Raw genomic sequence first — 16,600 nt, forward strand, 5'->3', positions numbered from 1 at the left:
TTTATAAGAATTATACTTCCTATTTCACTTGACAAACAGGAAGAATAATAGTATAATTACAGGAAGAATAATTCATATTTATATGAATTAAAATTATTATCTTCAGGGGGAAAGATGATATGAGAGCTTGTAAATGTCCCGGCTGCGGTGCTGAACTGAATATTGATGACAACAACAGGGATTTTGCATTTTGTCAGTACTGCGGTGCAAAAATCATGCTTGATGATTACAGAAGCACGCAAAGAATTGTTGATGAAGCAAGGTTAAAAGAAGCTGAAATAAAAATGCGTCAGCTTGAAATGGAAGAACGAAAGCAGGCACAGGCAATAGAAGAACGGGAAAAGGCACGCCGACAGGAGCAGGAACGTGAGCTAAGTGAAAAAAATGAGAAAAAGCGTTTTCTCCTGATATCTGTTATAACATTTTTGGTTTCTCTGTTTTTTATAGTTATAGGAGTTGTTTTATGCGCAGGCTCTGATACAGATAATTCAATTATTGCAGGATTTTTCCTTTTGAGCATAGGAATTATAATTATGGCAGTCCTTTTTCTGATATTGAAGTGGCGCAATGATGCAGAAAATGCCCGCAACGGAATGGTCAAACTAACGTTTAGTGGAAATCAGGATGAAAATTATCAGGTGGTTCAGTCTAATTATGCCAAAATGGGGTTTAAAAATATTATGGCTGTTAATCTCCAAGATCTTTTTCTGGGTGTGTTGGATAAGCCGGGAAAGGTTGAATCAATAACGATTGATGGACTTTCTCCTATTTATGGAAAATGGTATTCCCCGGATGCACAGGTAATTATAAAATATCATGGCTTTGCAAATAGAAGAGGGTGATAAAAAAGTATAGTAATTTTATTTAAGAAATTTATTGAAGCCGAGAAATGAAAGGAGAAAATGATATGTTATTTGGTTTATTCAAAAACAGTGATGATGACAGAGTGGCAGAGCTTGAAGAGGAGAATGAGGCGCTTCATAACCGCATTGATGAGCTTAAAGATTTGTGCGAGGAAAAGGATTCTTATTTTACGGAAATGATATCTGACGGGCTGCGGCATGGCAGCAAGCTTGCGGCTAAGCATATGTCAGACAGAAAAAAGTACCTTAACGGCGAATACGATGATGAGTAAGGATGAAAATTTGAAAGGAGAAAATAATAATGGGTCTGCTTGACTTATTTAAAAACAGGAAAAATAATGATGATGATAAAAGAGAAGCTGAGTATGACGATTATGATGACGATGAAGATGATGAGTCGTTAGATGTTTACGATGCTGCTCTTATCTGGATGTCAAATGGAAAGGATGAAGATTACACCTTTGGATATACAGAGGAAGAGTTGGAAGAAGCTTTGCGCTAAAATTTAAACAAAAATCCCCCGTCAAATCCAAACGATTTGACGAGGGATAAGTTTTTATGCAGGAAAATTACTCCTCAGGAGCCTTCCTGTTATCAATATAGAACTTGATAAGATCAGCTGCCTGTTCGGTGGTGAGCTTTTCGCTGTTGATGCACAGCTCGTAGCTGTCGCTGGCACCCCACTTGGTCTCGGCATGGTAGTTGTGGTAAGACGCTCTTGCCTTGTCCATGCGGTTGAGCTTTGCCTGAGCTTCCTTTATGGAGATGTTCTCAAGCTTTGCGGCTCTGGCTGCTCTGTATTCGGGGGAAGCGGTGATGAACACGCTTACTACATCGTAGTCGTCCTTGAGGATATAATCGGCGCATCTTCCGACGATAACGCAGGGACCGTTCTTTGCTGCTTCACGGACTGCGTTTATCTGTGCTTCGTATGCCACCAGCTCAATGGGCTTGCCCATATAGAAGCCGCCGTTCTGGGCGTTCATTACCAGTGAATACATAAGGCTGGAAGTGGGTGTCTCCTCGAAATTCTGCAAAAAGCTGTCGCACAGACCGCTCTGCTTTGCTGCTGCGGTTATCAGCTCCTTGTCATAGAAGGGAATGCCAAGCTTTTCTGCCAGGCACTTGCCTATCACTCTTCCTCCGCTGCCAAAACGTCTTCCGATAGTGATTATCTGTGTTTTTGCCATATGGACCATCCTTTCCGATGATTTATTTTAAGCGTGACCCGTTAAACTGTAATTTTAAGACAATTTGATTGCGGCATTTAAAAATACCAAAATAAGTTTATGGGACTGCTTTTGTTTCACTTATTTCATTTTTCTGAGGTTAATGGTAAGAAGTGTAATTGCCAGAATAAATGCCATTCCGTCTGCCACGGGACCTGCCCACAGAACGCCCTCAACTCCCATGAATGTGGGAAGTATGAACATTGCGGGGATAAGGAAAAGTACCTGACGGGAAAGGCTGAGTATTGCCGAGAACGCAGGCTTGCCTATTGCCTGGAAGAATATGCCGCTTACCAGCTGGAAGCCATTTATGCAGCAGAGCATAAGGAATGTGCGCATACATTTTACGGCAAACTCATTGTAAAGCTGCGACTCGCTTCCGAAGATGCTTACTACCGACATGGGAGCAAACTGGAAAAGCAGGAATGCGCATATGAGCACCGATTCTGCAATGATAAGGGTTATTTTCAGAGTTTTCTTTACTCTGTCGGTCTGACCGCTGCCGTAGTTGAAGCCGAATATGGGCTGTGCGCCTGTGGCAAGACCTATTACAACGGCTATCATTATCTGGTTGACCTTCATGGTGATACCCATGGTGGTCATGGGTATCTCGGCACCGTATATGCTCATTGCGCCGTACTTTACCAGCAGGTTGTTGGAAACTGCCATTACCAGCACTATGGACATCTGGGTGATAAAGCTTGAAACGCCCATGGAGCATATCTTTTCAATGGCTTTGAGACGGGGTCTGAGATATTCTTTTTTCAGCCTGATGTGACGGAGTCTGAATATGTAATACCAAACGCACATTGCGGCGTTTACGAACTGACCCAGGATAGTTGCTATGGCTGCGCCCTTGATGCCCCACTTGAACACGAAGATGAACAGGGGGTCGCAGATGAGGTTGATGACGCTTCCTGCCAGCAGGCCTGCCATGCTGAACTTGGGGCTGCCGTCTGCACGGATAACGCCTGAATAGCCAACGCTGATACATGAGAAGGGAAGACCGATGGCAATTATCCTGCCGTAGTCCAGCGCATAGGGGAGAGTTTCGGAGGTAGCTCCGAAAAGCATACAAAGTGGCTTTGTAAAGATAAGGTATATGGCTGCCAGTATCACGCCCACTATTACCAGAAAGACGGACGCTCCGCCAACGCCCTCTGCGGCGTGTTCGGGTTCGTTTGCACCCAGCTTCAGGCTCAGATATGCGGCTGCACCGTCGCCAAGCATAAGGGCAAGCGCCAGTGCGATGACGGTCATTGGCATAATTACGTTTGTGGCACCGTTGCCAAGGTAGCCTATTCCTCTGCCGATGAATACCTGATCTACTATATTATATAGTGCATTCACCACCATGCAGATTATTCCGGGGACGGAGAACTGCAAAAGCAGCTTGCCTACAGGTTCGGTGCCCAGGGGATTTTTTGATTCTATTGTCTGTTCCATTTTCATTTATACGGAACTTTCCGCATTCCTTTCATCTTCTTATTTTAGGTAATTATAACATATTTTTATTTAAATTGCAAGCTGAATGTTTGGGCAGATGAAAAATCAAACTTGCAAAGATGACTTCTTAGTACCACTATTATTATAGTATATGATATCCCGATCGGGGAGTGGATATCATGGGCATGTTGCGGATATGTCCCAAAAATCAGGGGTGTCACGCCGCAGAGCCGCAATATGCGGTAAATAGACGTTTTTCAAATGTTACGTCTGTTACCGTTTTGTGATAAGTTAAGAGATTTTGCGGTGGATTTTGTGGAAATTGTGCAAGTTGCCGTGAAAATCCTCAGGAAAATTTGTTATAATAATGGTTGTAGTGCATTTTGAATTGTGCTATAATAAAACCATGCTAAAAGCACCAATTACCAATTATTAAAGAATTTGGAGGAAAACAATTATGAAGAAGTTTCTTGCCGCTCTTGCAGCTTCTGCAATGGCACTTTCTATGATGAGCATTTCCGCAATGGCTGAGGGTATCGACGGTGAAGGCGATGAGATCGATGACGATGAAGAAATCGTTGAGGAAGTAACTACCGAAGAGGTTGTTGAGGAAGTTACCGAGGCTACCGAAGAGGAAGTTCCTGCTCCCGCTCCTTCTCCTGCAACAGGCAACTCTCCCGTTGCTATGGCAGTTATCCCTGTAGCTCTTGCTGCAGCTGCTGTTGTTGCTAAGAAGGCTAAGTAATCTGAGTTTATACTCAAATCAAAAACTTCAAAAAAGTCCGTTCCATTTTCGGGACGGACTTTTTCTTTTGCCTTTAAGCAATCACTATTGCTTAAAAATCAGGCTTCGGCTTAAACGATTACAGGCCAAATGTAATCGTTTAGCTAAAATGTATAAGGAAAATATGCGCAAATTCGGCAATATTGATATAGCTTTTTTTATGCAATAGGTGTATAATTACAATATGAATAATCAGACGGAAAATCCGTCAGCAAGTTTATTAACTGTATAAAAAATTGGAGGAGATTATAATGAAATTCAGAAGAATTGCTTCTGTAGCTGCTGCTTCCGCTATGGCTCTTTCTGTTATGGCAGTAAGCGCATCCGCTGCTGATTACAACGCATTCCTTATGTACGCTGATAATGACTGGGCTTGGTCTCATATGTCCGAGGGCATTTCCGGTGATACTACTGTAAGCGGTTACGGTACATACACTGTTTCTGCTGACTGCGAAGCTATGCAGGGCGCAAACGCTAACGGCGCACTCGTATTCTGCGTAGATATCGTAGGCGGCGGCGCTGAGTTTACTGTTGACAACACTGTTGCTACTATCGACAGCATCCTCGTTGACGGCGTTTCTCTCGATGTTGACAACTCCAAGATCGTTTACGGCGATATCGAGGAGAACGGCAACTTCAGAATCGAGATCAAGAACGCTTACGGTCAGACCGGTGACCTCACCGATGAGCACTACTGCCCTATCGATTCCGATAAGTGCAACCCCGCTAACCTCATTGAAGTAACCTTCACACTTGCTGATCCCAACGCTGCTGCTGAGGCTCCCGCTGAGGATGAGGCTGTTGCTGAAGCTCCTGCTGAAGAGACTGTAGCTGAGACTCCCGCAGCTGACACTGCTGCTACTACTCCCGCTGCAACAGGCAACACTTCCGCTGCTGCTCTTGCCGGTGTTATGGCTGTAGCTGCTGCTGCTGCGATCGCAGTTAAGAAGTCCAAGTAATCAATAACAACTCACAAATTTACTCCTTTTCTGAAAGAGTCCGTACCCGTCGGTGCGGACTCTTTTACTTTATACTAAGCACCAATTAAAAGCTATACAAAAAATCATCGCATAATCTTGCGTATATGGATTATGCGATGATTTTTTGTCTATAGTTTTATTGGTGATTAGTATTATCTGCATGATACTGCAAAATAGTTGTGATTTATAAGGAATCGTCTTGGTAACAATGTAGTAACAACGTACAAAGCAATGGTTACAAAATCGTTACAATGCCTATTGAAAATCATACCGATTTGTAATATAATAAAATGTAGATAAATAGGGATAGCTGTCTCAGTGTCCCGAAAAGGTGAGGAGAAATAAAAATGAAAAAAATGAGAGTTATGACCGCAGGTGCGGCTGCACTTCTGGCTGTATGCTCAGCTTCTGTAAGTGCTTATGCTCAGTCTGTAATTGATTTTGAGGACGGAAACTACAGCTTCGTATCCATGAAAACAGATGACGGCGGAGATGCTTCCGTTCTTTCTGTAGTGGATTTCAACGGCTCAAAGCAGCTGAAAGTCGATGTTCAGGACTGTGCAAACGTTCCTAAGGTAAATTTCAGTATAAATCAGCTTCTTGCTTCCGATGATTTTGACAAGGTAAAGACCATTGAAATGGAAATTACCTTTGAATCAAAGGACGGAGCTACTCCCATTGGCTGGGCAGGCGGTGCCATAGGCACTCAGGGCGGCGAAAAGTCACCTGCATGGGCACAGACCTCATGGGAATGCGGAGAATATGAAAATCCTGTTTCTGAGGTAACTGTTATCCAGAGAAAGTTCCTGCTTCCCTCCGAGAAATTCGTGAACGGCACCGAAAACACCGATATGCTCCTTATGAGATGGGGTGCTGACGTGGCATATAATATGTATGTTGATAATATCAGATTCCTTGATGACAGCGGAAATGAGATTGAGCTTGCTATCGAAGATACGGCTGATGTTGCTCCCACTGTGACCGAGGCTGCTGAAGCTCCTGCGGAGACAGCTGCGGAAGATACTGCCGAGGAAGCTGCTCCCGAAGAAACAACTGCTTCAACAGAAAATACAGACGGTGCCGAAGTACCCGAGTCCGATGAAAAGACAACATCTACCACCACCGGAAACACCGCTGCGGCTGCGGCTGCAACTGCTGTTGTTATCTCCGGCTATGCGGTCGCTATGACAAGAAAAAAGAATAAGTGATTTTGTGCATAATCAACAAATTACCCCTTTTAACATTGTTTAAAGGGGTAATTGTTTTTATTGTATAAAAAATGGTATAATTACGGTGTGGTTTTGTATATTTGAGACTGAGATGCTGAAAATATACGGAACAGGTACGGGCACAGGAATTATGACGGCCGTAGGGCTGAGAACTGCATATCTGCGGCATACGATATGTGCGGCGGACAGGGCAGGCAAATACAATATCTGCACGAAATGACGTTTTTCTTTGTGGAAAATTGTACATAATGTGAGACATTGGCTTGCAAATTTGTGAGATATGTATCTTGAATTTAGCCTGATGTAATGTTATAATTACTGTACAAATAAATATTTGGTACCAAAGTGTACCAAGGAGGAGATAAAATCATGAAAATGAAAAAGGCACTTGCTTCTGTTGCTGCTGTAGCAATGGCTGCATCAATGGTTTCTGCATTTTCTGTAAGCACCTCTGCTCTTACAGAAGGCACTAAGATCGACTTTGAGGACGGAGATTATTCTTTCGTTTATCTGAACCTCGATGACGGTTCCGATAACTCTGTACTTTCCGTTGAGGACTACGACGGTTCCAAGCAGCTGAAGGTTGACGTTCAGCAGACCGGTAAGGTTCCCAAGGTTTGGTTCGACCTCGACAAGATCACTGCAAGAGAAAACACCGTTCAGATCTCTACTATCGAGATGGATCTTACTTTCGTTCCCAAGAGCGAAACTGAGATGGTAGGCTGGGCAGGCGGCGTTATCGCTTCCGCAGGCGGATTCGATCAGAACGACACGAAGGGTTCTCAGGTTAACCCCAACTGGACTCAGACTGACTGGGCTTCCGAGGACGAGAACGCTTACACTGAGGGTATGCCCGCTAAGGTTCACGCTACCAAGAAGTTCCTTCTTCCTGCTTCCAAGTACACTGCCGAGGGTACCAATCCTTTCTTCGGTATCATGAGATGGGCTGCTGATACTAACTATGTAATGTACGTTGATAACATCGTTCTTAAGGATAAGGACGGCAATGCTCTTCCTGTTGGCGTAACTGCTGCTGCTACCGAAGAGGCTGCTACCACTGAGGAAGCTGCTGCTGAGGAAACAACTGCTGCTGTTGAAGAGACCACCGCTGAAGTAACAGAGGCTGCTACTGAGGCTGAGGTTGTTGAAGACACTGCTGCTGAAGAGGTTGTTGAGGATACCGCTGCTGAGGAAGTTGCTGCTCCTGCTGAGGAAGTAACTGAGGCTGCTGCTGAAGAGGTTACCGAGGCTCCCGCTGCTGATACTGCTGCTACTCCCGTAGCTGCTACAGGCAATGCTGCTGTTGCATCTATCGCTGCTGTAATGGCTGTTGCAGGCGCTGCTGCTGTTATCTCCAAGAGAAAGTAATCTTACTAAACTAAATAATTGACGGAACGGTTGATTGATCTGCTTCTAAGCAGATCTGATCGTTACATAAATTTATCGGCTTTATGCCAACAAAGGAGTAAAATATTATGAACATGAAGAAACTTATGGCTGCTTTCACCGCAGCTGCTATGGCTGTAACAATGTCCGCAGTTAGCGCATTTGCTGCTACTGTAACACTCGACGACGGTTATGTTGGTTCTTGGGGTGCAGGTGCTTGCATTCCTAAGACTGAGCTCGAGGCAATCGGCGGCGACGTTAAGGTAACTCTCGACATCGAGACCAAGAACCTTGCTAACACTGCTGACCAGTTCCTCCTCGCTCCCATGGATTACGATAACAGCTGGACAAGAGTTACCGACCAGCTCACTTCCGATACTATGGTTGCTAAGGCTGATGGCTTCATCGTTGTAAAGGAAAATCAGACTTCTGTAGAGTTCGTTATCACTGCTGATACCATTTCTACTCTCGGCGACAGCGGTCTGGGCTTCCAGGTTCAGAACGTAATCGTTAAGTCTGCTAACCTCGAGGCTGGTGCTCCTGAGGCTGCTTACACCATCATTGATGAGGATAAGGTTTACGACTACTGCTTCGGCACCGATGAGGCTGCTGCTGAGGACGAGGCTGCTACCGAAGAAGAGGCTGCTACCGAAGAAGAGGCTGCTCCTGCAGAGGACGAAGCTGCTGCTGACGAGGCTACTGAGGAAGTAGTTGAGGACGCTGCTGCTGACGAGACTGTTGCTGATGACGCTGCTGTTGAGGAAGTTACTGAGGCTGCTGCTGAGGTTACTGAGGCTCCCGCTGCTGACACCACTACTGCTCCTGCTGCTACAGGCAACACTGCTGCTGCTACCATCGCTGTTGTAATGGTTGCTGCCGGCGCTGCTGCTCTTATCTCCAAGAGAAAGTAATTTGAGCTTGAATCTGATTTAAGCCAAACAGCTAAGTAATTAAAGCCGCTCGGATTTTCCGGGCGGCTTTTTTATATCTGTTAGAGCAAAATTAAAAATTATGGTGAGATGTTACAGTAAATATAATCAGATTTTAATGAAAAAATATGTAGATTTTTTCATCACACTATGTTATAATAATTTCAACAGAAAATTTGAAAGGAAAATATCAAATGAATTTTCTAAAAAAAATAAGTGCGGCGATGGTTTCGGCTGCTGTATGTTTAAGCGGCAATCCCGTTGCTGCGGCTGCCTCACCTGCTACGGGCAACACTGAGAGCAGTACCTATATCATCGTTCTGGTGGTTGCGGGTATCCTTATAATCGGTGCTGTTGTGGCCGGCATTATCACAAAAAAGAAAAAGTAATATTTTTAACATTCAAGGAGGATCATTATTATGGGTCTTATTTCAGCTGCTGTTTCATCCGTTTCAGGCGTACTTTCCGATTCCTGGAAGGAAGTTATCGAACCCGATGATATGAGCGACAGCACCCTGCTTGTAAAGGGCGTTGCTGTTAAGAAAGGTTCCAACAAGAAGGGAACCGACAACTATGTTTCCAATGGTTCTGTTATACACGTTTATCCCAACACTCTTATGCTCCTTATGGACGGCGGCAAGATCGTTGACTACAGTGCTCAGGAGGGCTACTATGAGGTAAATAACTCCTCTGCTCCTTCCATCTTCAACGGTGAGCTGAAGGATTCCGTTAAGGAAACATGGAAGAGATTCCAGTTTGGCGGAGTTCCCTCTCAGAAGCAGTATGTTTATTACATCAACACCGCTGAGATCAAGGGCATCAAGTTCGGCACACGCAACCCCGTAAACTATTTCGATAATTTCTACAATGCTGAGCTTTTTCTCCGTGCTCACGGTTCATACTCCATCAAGATCACTGACCCTATCAAGTTCTTTACCGAATTTGCTCCCAAGGGCACTGACAGGATCGAGATAAAGGACCTTTCAGAGCAGCTCTTCAATGAGTTTATGGACGCTCTCCAGTCTGCTATCAATCAGATGTCTGTTGACGGCGTGAGAATTTCCGCTATCACATCAAAGTCCAGAGAGCTTTCAAAGTACATGGCTGACGTGCTGGATGCTGACTGGAACGACCTGAGAGGTATCGAGGTATGCTCCGTTGGTCTGGCAAGCATCTCCTATGACGATGAGTCCAAGGCTCTTATCAACATGAGAAACAAGGGCGCTATGATGAGCGACCCCACTATCAGAGAGGGATTTGTTCAGTCCTCCGTGGCTCAGGGAATGCAGGCAGCAGGCTCCAACACAAGCGGTGCTGCAAATGCTTTCATGGGTATGGGTATGGGTATGAACGCAGCGGGCGGATTTATGAGCGCTGCTTCCCAGACAAATGCGGCTCAGATGGCACAACAGCAGGCAGCTCAGCAGGCAGCTCAGCAGGCTGCACAGCAGAATCAGGCAGCTAACGGGTGGAAGTGCTCCTGCGGAACTGTAAATACAGGCAACTTCTGTTCCGGCTGCGGCTCCAAGAAGCCTGAGAACACAAGCTGGACCTGCTCCTGCGGTACGACAAATACGGGCAGATTCTGCTCCAACTGCGGCTCTCCCAAGCCTGCAGGCGAGTGGGTATGCTCCTGCGGCACAAAGAACACAGGCAACTTCTGCTCAGGCTGCGGCGCAAAGAGACAGTAACCGTAAGGCAATGCCGAATAGTATAGAAAGGGCGCCTTCGGGCGTCCTTTTTTAAAGCTTCTGATATTGAAAGAAAGGTTATAACACAAAATGGACAACTCCACCGTTTCGTACAAATGCCCTAACTGCGGCGGCGAGCTGGTGTTTGACGCTGACAGGCAGAAATTTATATGCGGCTGGTGCTGCTCGGATTTCAGCGCTGATGAGATAACGTCATGCGCTCATGCTGACGCTCAGGACAGCGAAAAGGCGGCTGCTGCGGAGCAGTTTGCACAGGATACGGACGTTTACATATGCTCCAGCTGCGGTGCGGAGATCATCTGCGACCACAACACGGCGGCAAGCTTCTGCTACTACTGCCACAATCCTGTTACTCTGAAAGGCAGGCTTGAGGGGGATTATCGTCCCGAAAAGCTTATCCCTTTCAAGATCGCCCGTGAAAAGGCGGAGGAGATATTCAGAAAGCAGTGCTCGCACAAGTGGTTTTTGCCCTTTGATTTTGTGAGCAGCGGACAGATCGAGAAAATGGTGGGACTGTATGTTCCTTTCTGGCTGGCGGACTGCGATGCAGAGGCACGTCTCACGGCTGAGGGAGTGAATGTCAGCAGCTATACAAGCGGCAGAACTACATATACTACCACAAAAATATATGACGTTGAGCGTGAGGGCAAGTTCCATTATGACGGCATTCCCGCTGATGGCTCTAAGAAGATAGACGACCAGATAATGGACGCTATCGAGCCGTTTGACTACAATGGTCTGGTGGATTTCGACATGGCATATCTGTCGGGATTTTTTTGCGACAAGTATGACGTTGGCAAGGTCGATGTGCTTCTGCGCATAAAGGAAAAGGTGGAGGCGGCTGCTATCAACGTGCTGAGAGCTGATATAAGCGGCTATACGACGGTCAGGGTAAAGAGAAAGGTCGTAAGAATGCTTGGCACAGACTGGCATTATATGACGCTGCCTGTGTGGTTTATGAACTACAGGCACGGCGGCAAAAACTACAACTTTGCAATAAACGGCCAGACGGGCAAGGTGGCAGGCATATATCCCGTTTCGGGGGGGAAGCTTGCCGTATTTATGGCTCTTATGGCGGCCATTGTGGGCATTGCAGGCTATTTTCTGGGGGTGTATATGGGTTGGTAACGGTAAGGTATTTGGCGGCGCTTCTGCTGGCTGCTGCGGCTGTTATATTGTGTGCTCCCGCTGCTTATGGCCAGGTGCTTTTGAACGACAAGGCAGACTTGTATTCCGATGAGCAGGAGACTTCCATTATCTCCATGATGGAGGACGCTTCGGAGAAAACGGGCTGGAACTTCGGCATTGTTACGCTTAACGTTGACTACAGCTCGGGCGAGGCTGCTCGGAGCAGGGCTGAGAAGATCTATGACGAAACATTCGGACGTGATTCCTCGGGCGTATTGTTTTTGTGCGATGTGGGCTACCGTCACTTTGTTATCGCAGGTGATGCGGAAAAATACGTCAGCGGCAGACGGTTTGACAAAATGGTCAGCAGGATAAAAACGCTTTATTTTGACTATGACGACATGGGCTGCGCCAGAACGTTTGTAAATTCCGTTGTGGACTGCTACAACATGGGCGAGTTGAAGGCATCGGAAAAAATATCGGGAACGGCTGTCATAACGGCGGTGTTCATTGGTCTGGTGGCTGCGGGCGTGACGTGCTGCATTGTTATACACATATATAAGACCTACCCCAAGACGGACGCAGGCGTTTATATGGACGCAAAAAAATCAGATATTTACACGAGAAGCGACATTTTTCTGAGGCAGTTTACCACCTCCCATACCAACTCGTCCTCGGGCGGTGGAGGCGGCGGTCATCACGGAGGCGGCGGCTTCGGCGGTCACAGATAATAATACGGAAATACGGAGAGAAATGGGCTATGACGGAAATTCTTGCTTCGGAGCTGTTTTGCGGCATTGACGAAAAGGCTGCGGAGGATATTATCGGCGAACTTGGCGCATACGAACGTGAGTATGCGCCGGGGGAACGGATATTTTCAGGCGGCGACAAAACGACTGCGGCAGGCATTGTTATAAGCGGTATTGTCTGCATTGAAAATGTTGACTTCAGGGGTAATACCAACCTTATCGCACGGCTTGGCAGGGGAGATATCTTCGGCGAGGCTTTTGCTGCGGCATCAGTTCCAATGCGTGTTGATGTTACGGCGGCGGAGCAGAGCCGTATTCTTTTTGTGCCTGTAAACGGGCTGTTTTTATCGTCTGAGCTGCCCCTTATGGGCAGAATGAGAGAGAATTTCATCAGGCTGCTGGCGGAGAAAAATGTTATGCTTTCCGCAAAGCTTGAATGTATCTCCAAGCGGACTGTGCGTGAAAAGGTCATGACATTTCTTTCCATGCAGGCGGCAAGGGGCAGAGAATTTGACATTCCCTTTGACCGTCAGCAGATGGCGGATTACCTCTGCACCGACCGCAGCGCACTTTCGGCGGAGCTTTCACGGCTGAAAAAAGAGGGCATCATCGACTTCAGGAAAAATCATTTTGTACTTATGGACGCAGAGAATAAATAATGAAAGGTTCGGGGCGTGGAAAATGGGTTATTCATCGGACAGAATGATTTTTGATCTATCTTATGCGCAGATAGATGAGGTGCGTTTTGACGGCGATGATATGATAATGCTGGTCAGCGGGGCTTCTGCCGAAAATGAGGATAATGAAAAGAAATGCGTCATTCCAAGGCTTGAAATGAGGTTCATTGGATATTCCTTCGGCAAAATCGTCAGCATCGGCAGGAAACTGCTGAGGGACGGAAAGGTATATGAAAATAAGGACAAGTCCCTTTACCGCAGCGAGGTAGAGGATTTTAAGCATATGCTTGAAACAGAAACCGGGGAGGCGATTTCTCTCAAAGTTTCCGACGGAAAGGCTCTGGCGGAGATATTCTTTGAGGACGGAATCTCTATATATTCTGCGGAGATATTCGGCAGATTTTATGCCTGCTGGGACTGCTTCGGCGATGAGGTAAAGAAAAAGCGCAGGACACTAAGGGAGATAGCCGAGCAGATAATGACAGAGATACCTGCGGCGGCACTTGCCATCGGGCACAAGGATACGCCAAGGCTTGCGAAGATGATTTGCGCGGTGGCGGTGGGCTATGCCCTGTCACCCATTGACCTTATCCCCGATTTTGTGCCTGTTATAGGGTACATTGATGATATAATCGTGCTGTGGGGACTTATATACATGGCGGTGCGGCTTATCCCCGACGATGTTATGGAGGAATGCCGTGAAAAATCACGGGGAATGTGGGATAACGGAAAGCCAAAGAAATGGTATTACGGACTGCCTGTAATAATCATCTGGCTTATAATTATCGCTCTCATAATTTCGGCAATAATCAAGTAAACTGCTGGGCGGATTTGCGGACAGGTGCTGTGCTATAATAAAATTAAGATAAGGCTTATTGAAATCATCGGGCGGATATGATATAATTATCCTTATGATATGCTTTAGGAGGAGTTACCATGGCTGAAAAGAAAAAAGAAGCTAAACAGGTGCCTGTGAGACTTGCTACCGCTGAGGAGAAGAAAAAGGCACTTGACGCTGCGATCGCACATATAGAAAAGACCTACGGAAAGGGCGCTGTAATGAAGCTGGGCAAGGCTCCCGATTACAACGTTGACGTTATCCCCACAGGCTCTATGACGCTGGATATGGCGCTGGGCATCGGCGGCGTTCCCAGAGGACGTATCGTTGAGATATACGGCCCCGAAAGCTCAGGTAAGACTACTGTTGCCCTGCACGTTGCGGCTCAGGCGCAGAAACTTGGCGGCGAGGTGGCTTTCATCGACGTTGAGCACGCTCTTGACCCTGTATATGCAAAGGCTCTGGGCGTTGATATAGACAATCTGCTGGTATCACAGCCTGACAGCGGCGAGCAGGCTCTGGAAATTGCCGAGGCCCTGGTACGTTCGGGCGCTATCGACTGCATCGTGCTGGACTCCGTTGCGGCTATGGTAACAAAGGCTGAGATCGAGGGCGACATGGGCGACACTCATGTGGGTCTGCTGGCACGCCTTATGTCACAGGCTATGAGAAAGCTTACTTCCGTTATTTCAAAATCAAACTGCGTTGCTATCTTCATCAATCAGGTTCGTGAGAAGATAGGCGTTGTATATGGCAACCCTGAGACCACCCCCGGCGGACGTGCGCTGAAATTCTACAGCTCCGTAAGAATCGAGGTTAGAAAGGGCGAGCCTATCAAGAACGGCGCTGAGATAATCGGCGCAAGGACAAAGTGCAAGGTCGTTAAGAACAAGGTGGCTCCTCCCTTTAAGGAGTGCGAGTTCGATATGATGTTCGGTCAGGGTATCGACCGTGTGGGCGAGGTGTGCGACCTGGCTGTTGATCTTGATATCATCAAGAAGAGCGGCGCATGGTTCTCCTACAATGGTCAGAAGATCGGTCAGGGTCGTGAGAATGCCAAGGAATATCTGCGCTCCAATCCCGATATCATGAAGGAGATCGAGGAGAAGGTCAAGGAAAACAGCGCAAATATTGTTATGGTATCAAAGAAGAGCAAGAAGGCTGCTGCAAAGAATGCGGCTTCCCAGAGTGCTGCCGATAATACAGATGAGGTTGAGGCTGCTGAGGCTTCTGAGCCAACTGCGGCTATCGACATCGACATTGACGCCGATGACGATTACGAGGAGTTCACTCCCGTGGATACTGACTGATGAAAATAGTGGATATTTCCCCGTTTAAGGGGAGCACTGTCTGCATTGAGCTGAGCGGCGGCGGACTGGCGCAGAATATGAAGATATATCTGCACAGGGACATTGCCGCCGAAGTGAGCAAGGGCATGGACATCACGGAAGAGCAGGCGGATATGCTCATACATAAAAATGACGTGCGCAAGGCCCGTGAGAGGGCGTTGTATCTTATGGAGAGCCGTGACCATTCCTACAGCGAGCTGTTTGACAAGCTGGAGAAAAACTATCCCGAGGATGTGTGCTTTGAGGTATGCTCTAGGCTGGCGGAGCTTGGCATCATCAACGACAGGCGGTATGCGGAGAAGCTGTGCAGGCAGCTTTTTGAAGTAAAGAAGCTTGGGAAATACCGTGTGCGGCAGGAAATGCGCATGAAAGGTATCCCCGGCGACATAATTGACGAGACCCTAGAGGAATTTGCGGAGGAGGACGATTCCTTTGCACGCCTTGAGGAGCTGGTGGAAAAGAAGTATGAGCGTTACCTTGTTGACCGCAAGGGTGTGGAGAAGGTAAAGGCGGCGCTGGCGAGAAAGGGCTATTCCTACGGTGAGATAAGAGAAGTTCTGGATCTTTATGACCTTGATTTTGAGGAGTGAGGATAACGGACAAGAATAAAATTTTTGCGGCGGTGATAATTTGTATGCTTATCGCTGCCGTTTCCGTAACAGGCGGCATGATAGCACAGAGGAGGGCTTACATTCCTGAGATAGAGGTAATAGACGCTGAGGAGGAGACGGCTGAAACTGTAAAGGCTGAAGTTACTGCTGCTGTGACATATATCGAAAGCATAAGTACAGCTGAGGCAAGTGCTTTAAGTGAAGCAGGCAGTGAAGTAAATATAGTAAATATAAACACGGCATCGGCGGAAGAACTTATGAGCTTGAACGGAATTGGAGAAAAGACGGCTGAGGCTATAATAGAATACAGAAAAAGCACTCCTTTTGAAAAGCCTGAGGAGATTATGAATGTTAAGGGAATAGGGGAGAAAAAGTACGAAAACATCAAAAACAGCATATGTGTTTAATACATTTGCACAATCAAGTTGCTTTTAGAGACTGTTTGATTGTGCAAATGCACAAACCGTAAAAAAGCACTTGACAAACGAAGAAAAGTATGGTATTATAATTAAGCTGTCTCGAAGAGATGCGAAAAACCTCGAAAAGAACAGCTTGTTTCTCTATGGGAAACAAAATCACATCGAAAAAGAATTTGAAAAAAGTTGAAAAAAGTACTTGACAAACTCAAAAAGATGTGATATAATAAATAAGCTGTCTCGCAAGAGAGGCTTGGCTCAAAAGAAAGCTTTT

20 protein-coding genes are annotated in these 16,600 nt (G+C 46.4%); 18 read left to right on the top strand and 2 right to left on the bottom strand.

Annotation, left to right across the window (positions count from 1 at the left end; translation table 11 throughout):
* Window positions 1-119 precede the first annotated feature (119 nt).
* From OCV68_RS05430 to OCV68_RS05440, 3 genes are all read left to right on the top strand, one after another.
* A complete protein-coding gene (locus OCV68_RS05430) occupies window positions 120-842 on the top strand; it encodes a zinc ribbon domain-containing protein (RefSeq protein ID WP_262571301.1) in 723 nt (240 codons plus the stop codon).
* A gap of 65 nt (window positions 843-907) precedes the next feature.
* Window positions 908-1,135 (top strand): hypothetical protein, encoded by a 228-nt coding sequence (locus tag OCV68_RS05435; RefSeq protein ID WP_262571303.1) that lies wholly within the window; start codon window positions 908-910, stop codon window positions 1,133-1,135.
* Between the two features lie 29 nt (window positions 1,136-1,164).
* Complete coding sequence (locus tag OCV68_RS05440) at window positions 1,165-1,365, top strand: hypothetical protein (RefSeq protein WP_262571304.1); 201 nt, start codon at window positions 1,165-1,167, stop codon at window positions 1,363-1,365.
* 67 nt (window positions 1,366-1,432) lie between these two features.
* Here the strand turns inward: OCV68_RS05440 and OCV68_RS05445 are convergent, their stop codons facing one another.
* Both OCV68_RS05445 and OCV68_RS05450 read right to left on the bottom strand, forming a co-directional pair.
* Window positions 1,433-2,053 carry a cytidylate kinase-like family protein gene (locus OCV68_RS05445; RefSeq protein WP_022474611.1) on the bottom strand — a complete coding sequence of 207 codons (621 nt, stop codon included), beginning with the start codon at window positions 2,051-2,053 and terminating at the stop codon, window positions 1,433-1,435.
* A gap of 120 nt (window positions 2,054-2,173) precedes the next feature.
* Window positions 2,174-3,544, bottom strand: coding sequence for an MATE family efflux transporter (locus OCV68_RS05450; protein ID WP_317259202.1), 1,371 nt, complete (start codon window positions 3,542-3,544; stop codon window positions 2,174-2,176).
* A gap of 451 nt (window positions 3,545-3,995) precedes the next feature.
* Here OCV68_RS05450 and OCV68_RS05455 point away from each other — a divergent pair, with 451 nt between their 5' ends.
* From OCV68_RS05455 to OCV68_RS05525, 15 genes are all read left to right on the top strand, one after another.
* Window positions 3,996-4,283: a hypothetical protein gene (locus OCV68_RS05455; RefSeq protein ID WP_022474609.1), complete on the top strand. Its 288-nt coding sequence runs from the start codon at window positions 3,996-3,998 to the stop codon at window positions 4,281-4,283.
* A 290-nt stretch (window positions 4,284-4,573) separates the two neighbouring features.
* Window positions 4,574-5,281, top strand: a complete 708-nt coding sequence (locus OCV68_RS05460; RefSeq protein WP_262571305.1) for a hypothetical protein — start codon at window positions 4,574-4,576, stop codon at window positions 5,279-5,281.
* 368 nt (window positions 5,282-5,649) lie between these two features.
* On the top strand, window positions 5,650-6,510 hold the full coding sequence (locus tag OCV68_RS05465; RefSeq protein ID WP_022474607.1) for a hypothetical protein: 861 nt from the start codon (window positions 5,650-5,652) through the stop codon (window positions 6,508-6,510).
* Window positions 6,511-6,595: 85 nt separating this feature from the next.
* Window positions 6,596-6,751 (top strand): hypothetical protein, encoded by a 156-nt coding sequence (locus OCV68_RS05470; RefSeq protein WP_262571307.1) that lies wholly within the window; start codon window positions 6,596-6,598, stop codon window positions 6,749-6,751.
* Between the two features lie 149 nt (window positions 6,752-6,900).
* Window positions 6,901-7,899, top strand: a complete 999-nt coding sequence (locus OCV68_RS05475) for a hypothetical protein (protein WP_262571309.1) — start codon at window positions 6,901-6,903, stop codon at window positions 7,897-7,899.
* Between the two features lie 107 nt (window positions 7,900-8,006).
* Complete coding sequence (locus tag OCV68_RS05480) at window positions 8,007-8,828, top strand: hypothetical protein (protein WP_262571311.1); 822 nt, start codon at window positions 8,007-8,009, stop codon at window positions 8,826-8,828.
* Window positions 8,829-9,040: 212 nt separating this feature from the next.
* A complete protein-coding gene (locus OCV68_RS05485) occupies window positions 9,041-9,235 on the top strand; it encodes a hypothetical protein (RefSeq protein ID WP_147623006.1) in 195 nt (64 codons plus the stop codon).
* 30 nt (window positions 9,236-9,265) lie between these two features.
* Window positions 9,266-10,537, top strand: coding sequence for an SPFH domain-containing protein (locus tag OCV68_RS05490; RefSeq protein ID WP_022474603.1), 1,272 nt, complete (start codon window positions 9,266-9,268; stop codon window positions 10,535-10,537).
* 90 nt (window positions 10,538-10,627) lie between these two features.
* On the top strand, window positions 10,628-11,686 hold the full coding sequence (locus OCV68_RS05495; protein ID WP_262571313.1) for a TFIIB-type zinc ribbon-containing protein: 1,059 nt from the start codon (window positions 10,628-10,630) through the stop codon (window positions 11,684-11,686).
* A complete protein-coding gene (locus OCV68_RS05500) occupies window positions 11,680-12,417 on the top strand; it encodes a TPM domain-containing protein (RefSeq protein ID WP_262571314.1) in 738 nt (245 codons plus the stop codon). The genes OCV68_RS05495 and OCV68_RS05500 overlap by 7 nt, the downstream gene beginning before the upstream one ends.
* A 29-nt stretch (window positions 12,418-12,446) precedes the next feature.
* Window positions 12,447-13,094: a Crp/Fnr family transcriptional regulator gene (locus OCV68_RS05505; protein ID WP_262571315.1), complete on the top strand. Its 648-nt coding sequence runs from the start codon at window positions 12,447-12,449 to the stop codon at window positions 13,092-13,094.
* 22 nt (window positions 13,095-13,116) lie between these two features.
* Window positions 13,117-13,929, top strand: coding sequence for a YkvA family protein (locus OCV68_RS14685; protein ID WP_317259203.1), 813 nt, complete (start codon window positions 13,117-13,119; stop codon window positions 13,927-13,929).
* Window positions 13,930-14,048: 119 nt separating this feature from the next.
* On the top strand, window positions 14,049-15,260 hold the full coding sequence (recA, locus tag OCV68_RS05515) for a recombinase RecA (protein WP_022474598.1): 1,212 nt from the start codon (window positions 14,049-14,051) through the stop codon (window positions 15,258-15,260).
* Entirely contained in the window at window positions 15,260-15,889 is a 630-nt protein-coding gene (locus OCV68_RS05520) for a regulatory protein RecX (protein WP_262571317.1), read from the top strand. The genes recA and OCV68_RS05520 overlap by 1 nt, the downstream gene beginning before the upstream one ends.
* A gap of 77 nt (window positions 15,890-15,966) precedes the next feature.
* Window positions 15,967-16,317: a ComEA family DNA-binding protein gene (locus OCV68_RS05525; RefSeq protein WP_262571319.1), complete on the top strand. Its 351-nt coding sequence runs from the start codon at window positions 15,967-15,969 to the stop codon at window positions 16,315-16,317.
* Window positions 16,318-16,600 lie beyond the last annotated feature (283 nt).

The organism is Huintestinicola butyrica (assembly GCF_025567215.1).
In the GTDB taxonomy this organism is placed as follows: domain Bacteria; phylum Bacillota; class Clostridia; order Oscillospirales; family Ruminococcaceae; genus Huintestinicola; species Huintestinicola butyrica.